The following is a 4558-nucleotide window of genomic DNA, read 5'->3' as shown; positions in this document are numbered from 1 at the left end:
GGATTCAGGGAGCGTCATGGGGCATCCGTCCGTCAAAGATCGTATCGAACACACCCGGTTCGCCACGCCTTGGGTGCCCGAGCCGGTTGAGACAACGCTCAAGGTTCGATACGCGGTTTCTCTGCTGATTTCGGTGTGCCTGTCCTTGATGGCCATTGTGATCGGTGAAAGCTGGAACTCGCGTCAGTACCATCTGCGTGAGAGCGAAGTGGCGATGTCCAACCTGGCGCAAACCCTGGCCTCGCAGGCGCAGGCATCGATCAAACAGGCCGACACGCTACTGTTCTCCCTGGTGGACCGCCTCGAAATCGATGGCATGCAACCGGAAAAATTTCCCCGACTGCAACGTTTGCTCCAGGCTCAGCGCAGTGAGTTGGTACAGATCCATGGGCTGTTCGTGTTCGATGAAGAAGGACGCTGGCTCGCCAACGCCATTAACGTCATACCGCCCAATGCCAATAATTCCGACCGTGAATATTTCATCTACCACCGTGATCATCCCGACCGCGGCCCTCATATCGGTCCGTCGATAAAAAGTCGCTCGACCGGTGAGTGGATCATGACCGTGTCACGCCGGATCAATCACCCTGATGGCCGGTTTGCCGGCGTGGTGGTGGCTTCGATCTACCTCAAGCATTTCCTGGATTTGTACAACAGCATCGACATGGGCAATAACGGCGTGATCAACCTGATCTCCGATGACGCCACCATCGTCGTTCGGCGCCCGTTCAACGAAGCCGATATCGGCACCAGTGTTGCCAAAGGGCCGCTGTTTACCCAGCTGTTGCCCAAGGGCGATTCCGGTACGGCAACGGTCAGGTCCTTTGTCGACGGGGTGGTGCGGGTCGTGGGGTTTCGACGGGTCGAGGGGTATCCGCTTGTCGTCTTTGCCGGGCTCGACAAGGATGAAGTCCTGGCCAGTTGGCGGCAGGAATCAATATTCAGTGCGGGCATCGTCCTGTTGCTGCTGGGGTTTCTGGGGGCTCTCGGTTATCGCCTGATCCGCCTCATGAAGCAGCAGAATCATATTCAGAACAATCTGTTGGAGACTCAGGACAAACTCATTGAGGTCAACCGCAGCCTGGAGTTGCTGGCGCTGGAGGATGCACTGACCGGGCTTTCCAACCGGCGTCAATTCGACCTGTTCATTCTCGCGGAAATGGGCCGCGCCAGGCGTAGCCAGACCCATCTTGCGCTGCTGATGATCGATGTCGACCACTTCAAGAGCTTCAATGATCACTACGGTCATTTGGCGGGCGATGAGTGTTTGCGCAAAATCAGCACGATCATCACCGAAAACATCAAGCGCCCCGGCGATCTCGCGGCTCGCTTCGGTGGTGAGGAGTTTACGGTGGTGCTGCCCGGTACCGACTACGTGGGGGCGTTTCTGGTAGCGGAAAACATCCGCCGTGCGGTTCAGCAGGCCGGCATCGAGCACGTTGGGGGCGTGGAAGGCGTGGTCACAGTCAGCGTGGGTGTCTGCGCCTACGACCCGGCCTCGCAAGCCCAGCCCGACGACATTGTCGGCGCCGCGGACAAGGCGCTGTATGTGGCCAAGGCCAGTGGCCGGAACATGAGTGTTATCGCCAACTGAGTTCAACCGGACCGGTGGTTACTGCCTGAACGGGTCGGATGCTTCCATTGCCGGAACAGCCGCGCATAGATCAGCACGTTGAGCGCCAACACCACGCTGCCCAGTGCCAGTTGAATCGTGGGCGTCAGCCCGGCCGGGTAAATAATCGGCCACACGTAATGCTCGATAAAACCGCCACCGTAACCGGTTTGCCCGGCCGCGTGGCGCATGCGGTTTTCCCATTCGGTGAGTGGGCACGCCAGGTGGAAGATTTCCACGATCACACCCCATGCAGCGGCGGGCAGGTGCCACCAGATCAGGTGGCGCCATTTGAGCACCAGCAGCCCGCCGAACAGCACGAACAGAATGAACAACAAGTGAGACAGCACCAGCCCGTCGGCGGCGATTCGGTAAAGCATGTCGATTCCCTGACGTGTTGGGTGAATCGCTCCATGGTACTCGGGCTGGACGCTTGTGCTCTATCGATTGCCGCCTTCAAGCGCTGTCAGTACTTCTTTCAAACGCACCGTCGTGCTTTCACTGCTGCGTTGCATCGGCGCTCGCAGCTCGTCGCGGATAAATCCTTCAAGGGCCAGGGCAGTTTTCACCGGGGCGGGATTGGGCTCGATGAACAGGCTGTGGATCAGTGGCAGCAACTGGAAGAAGGTCGTTCGGCCGGCCGCTAAGCGGTTGTCGCGAAGCTGTTGATACAGCGTCACGAACAGCTCGGGATGAACATGGGCCGAGGCGGCAATTGCGCCTTTGGCCCCCAGGCATAGCGCGCCGAAGATCTGATTATCTTCGCCGCACAGCACGTCGACGTTACCGCTGGAGAGCAGTGCCAAGGTGTTGGCTGGGTTGCCGCCGCAGTCCTTGATCGCGACGATCCGCTCATGGGCGACGATCCGGAGCAGGGTCGCCTGCTCGAAGGCTATGCCGGAGCGATAGGGGATGTCGTAGAGAATAATCGGGGCGCTGGACGCATCGGCGACGGTCTTGAAAAAGGCTTCGAGGCCGGCCTGGGAAGGGCGGATGTAGTAGGGCGGCGGCACCAGCAAGCCCGCCAGGGGACGCTTCAGGATTTCGCTTTGAAATTGCAGCAACTCGGTGAGGTTGTTGCCGGCCAGGCCCATGACCACGCGTTCTGGTGGAACCTGTTCCAGCACCGCATCGAGCACCGCCAGTTGTTCATGTTTGGCCAGCGCCGCGGCTTCCCCGGTGGTGCCGCAGACCACTATGCCATCGACGCCTTTTTCCAGCAGATGACTGACCAGCCGCCGCAATCCGGCGAAGTCGATCGCGCCATTGTGAAACGGCGTAACGATGGGAACCCAGATACCTTGAAACGATGACATGCACTTTCTCCTGAAGGTTGACCGATTTCGTCACCGTCAGAAGCGTAGAAGGAAGTCAGCAAGAGGAGGGGTGTCCGTCGCGCTCAATGTCCTGTCAGCTCATCTGACGGGACAGCGCGCCCCGGTCACATGAGCGACTGTTTCTTCGATTTAGGGGCGTGCGCAACGCAACCTTGCGCCTTGGCAATCAAGCCAATGACGACAGTGTTGAGGTTGAAGGTTGCGGACATGGTTGCTTACACCCTGAATGAGGCGCCAGTTTTAAAAGCCGACGGGGTATTTGTCAATCGTGAAGTCGTTGCAAGTGCGCAAGATTGTTCAAGCCATCGGCCATGACTGCTGGCACAGTCTGAAGACTTTTCCTGGTTGTAGAGCGTTATGTCCAACTCATTCATGCCGCGTACTGCATTCCTTCGTGGCGCCGCGGCCATCATGCCGTTGTCCCTGGCGACCGCGCCCTGGGGGTTGCTGGCCGGTTCCATGGCCATCGAGGCCAACCTCACGCCCCTGCAAGGCCAGGGGCTGTCGAGCATCGTGTTTGCCGGCGCGGCGCAATTGGTCGCCATCGGCATGCTCAAGGGCGGCGCCGGGGTCTTTTCGATTCTGTTGACCACGTTGCTGCTGACCTCCCAGCATTTGCTGTACGGAATGAGCATGCGTTCGGTGATTTCCCCGTTGCCGGGCCGCTGGCGTATCGGGCTGGGCTTTTTGCTCACCGACGAGTTGTTCGCCCTGACCAGTCAGCATGACAAACAGCAGTTCAACCGCTGGTACGCCCTCGGCGTGGGCCTGACGTTTTACATCGCATGGAACCTCTTCACCCTGGCSGGSATTGTGCTGGGCAGCAGCATTCCGGGCCTYGAACRCCTGGGSCTGGATTTYTCCATCGCSGCSACRTTTATCGCSTTGATCACGCCGGTGGTGCGCAACGTTCCGACGGTGGTCTGCGTGGCGGTCTCGCTGTTCTGTTCGGTGCTGTTCAGCTATTGGCAATGGGGCTCGGCGCTGGTGCTGTCGGGGTTGGCGGGCATGACGGCGGGCTTTATCTGCAACAAACTCTACGTGGGGCGCACATGATGGTCTGGGCTGTGATTATCGGGATGGGCCTGCTGGTGTTCCTGAACCGCTACGTCTTTCTCGAACCTCGGCTGCCGGTGCGCTTGAGCAGCAATGCCCGGCAGTTCCTCGGTTTTGCGGTGCCGGGCATGCTCACCGCGATCTGCGGGCCGATTGTGTTCATGCCCGACAAACAGTTGAACCTGCAGTGGGACAACCCCTACCTGATCAGTTCGCTGGTGGCCGTGGGCCTGGTGCTTTACACCCGCAATACTCTGCTCAGCATGTTGTTGAGCATGGGCTTTTTCTTTTTGCTGCGCTGGTGGCTCTGAGTCGTCCGAGGCGAAACTGTTCTACGCTTAACGGATGATCCCTTGAGGACGGGAGGTGGACATGGCCACTGAACCAAAGCGTCCGGACCTGGATGATGAGACCGATGAACCGACGGAGGAAGAAATCGAGCGGCAGAAGCGTTCGACGCCGGACTGGAAGCACCCCGACGACGGCAAAGAGCTGTCGGACCGCGACCAGGAACACCCGCTGAAGCCCTGATCGGTTTGCACATCCCCAAAGC

At 59.3% G+C, this 4558-nt stretch carries 6 protein-coding genes; 4 read left to right on the top strand and 2 right to left on the bottom strand.

All coding sequences use genetic code 11. The features are described from left to right. Positions 1 to 16: 16 nt before the first annotated feature. The gene (locus AC1DLB_RS22105; protein ID WP_477744576.1) at positions 17 to 1594 is read left to right on the top strand and encodes a sensor domain-containing diguanylate cyclase; all 1578 of its coding nucleotides are present in this window, start codon (positions 17 to 19) and stop codon (positions 1592 to 1594) included. Positions 1595 to 1596: 2 nt separating this feature from the next. Here AC1DLB_RS22105 and AC1DLB_RS22100 read toward each other — a convergent pair whose 3' ends face one another. Both AC1DLB_RS22100 and dapA read right to left on the bottom strand, forming a co-directional pair. Next, the gene (locus AC1DLB_RS22100) at positions 1597 to 1992 is read right to left on the bottom strand and encodes a DUF2784 domain-containing protein (RefSeq protein WP_111453837.1); all 396 of its coding nucleotides are present in this window, start codon (positions 1990 to 1992) and stop codon (positions 1597 to 1599) included. Between the two features lie 60 nt (positions 1993 to 2052). Then, on the bottom strand, positions 2053 to 2928 hold the full coding sequence (gene dapA / locus AC1DLB_RS22095) for a 4-hydroxy-tetrahydrodipicolinate synthase (RefSeq protein WP_477744577.1): 876 nt from the start codon (positions 2926 to 2928) through the stop codon (positions 2053 to 2055). Between the two features lie 378 nt (positions 2929 to 3306). On the opposite strand from dapA, the gene AC1DLB_RS22090 reads away from it, so the two are divergent. From AC1DLB_RS22090 to AC1DLB_RS22080, 3 genes are all read left to right on the top strand, one after another. Continuing rightward, positions 3307 to 4005 (top strand): AzlC family ABC transporter permease, encoded by a 699-nt coding sequence (locus AC1DLB_RS22090; RefSeq protein WP_477785644.1) that lies wholly within the window; start codon positions 3307 to 3309, stop codon positions 4003 to 4005. Beyond that, positions 4005 to 4316: an AzlD domain-containing protein gene (locus tag AC1DLB_RS22085; protein WP_162830927.1), complete on the top strand. Its 312-nt coding sequence runs from the start codon at positions 4005 to 4007 to the stop codon at positions 4314 to 4316. The genes AC1DLB_RS22090 and AC1DLB_RS22085 overlap by 1 nt, the downstream gene beginning before the upstream one ends. A gap of 61 nt (positions 4317 to 4377) precedes the next feature. After that, a complete protein-coding gene (locus tag AC1DLB_RS22080) occupies positions 4378 to 4536 on the top strand; it encodes a hypothetical protein (RefSeq protein WP_018927999.1) in 159 nt (52 codons plus the stop codon). The last annotated feature ends 22 nt before the right edge of the window (positions 4537 to 4558 follow it).

The sequence above is a fragment of the Pseudomonas sp. 05N434 genome (assembly GCF_056396965.1).
This window is presented reverse-complemented; position numbering and strand designations above follow the sequence as displayed.

What these genes read in the sequence shown, in the direction of transcription:
- AC1DLB_RS22080 (WP_018927999.1), top strand. Translation starts at nt 4,378, where the DNA reads ATGGCCACTGAACCAAAGCGTCCGGACCTGGATGATGAGACCGATGAA.
- dapA (WP_477744577.1), bottom strand. Translation starts at nt 2,928, where the DNA reads ATGTCATCGTTTCAAGGTATCTGGGTTCCCATCGTTACGCCGTTTCAC.
- AC1DLB_RS22085 (WP_162830927.1), top strand. Translation starts at nt 4,005, where the DNA reads ATGGTCTGGGCTGTGATTATCGGGATGGGCCTGCTGGTGTTCCTGAAC.
- AC1DLB_RS22100 (WP_111453837.1), bottom strand. Translation starts at nt 1,992, where the DNA reads ATGCTTTACCGAATCGCCGCCGACGGGCTGGTGCTGTCTCACTTGTTG.
- AC1DLB_RS22105 (WP_477744576.1), top strand. Translation starts at nt 17, where the DNA reads ATGGGGCATCCGTCCGTCAAAGATCGTATCGAACACACCCGGTTCGCC.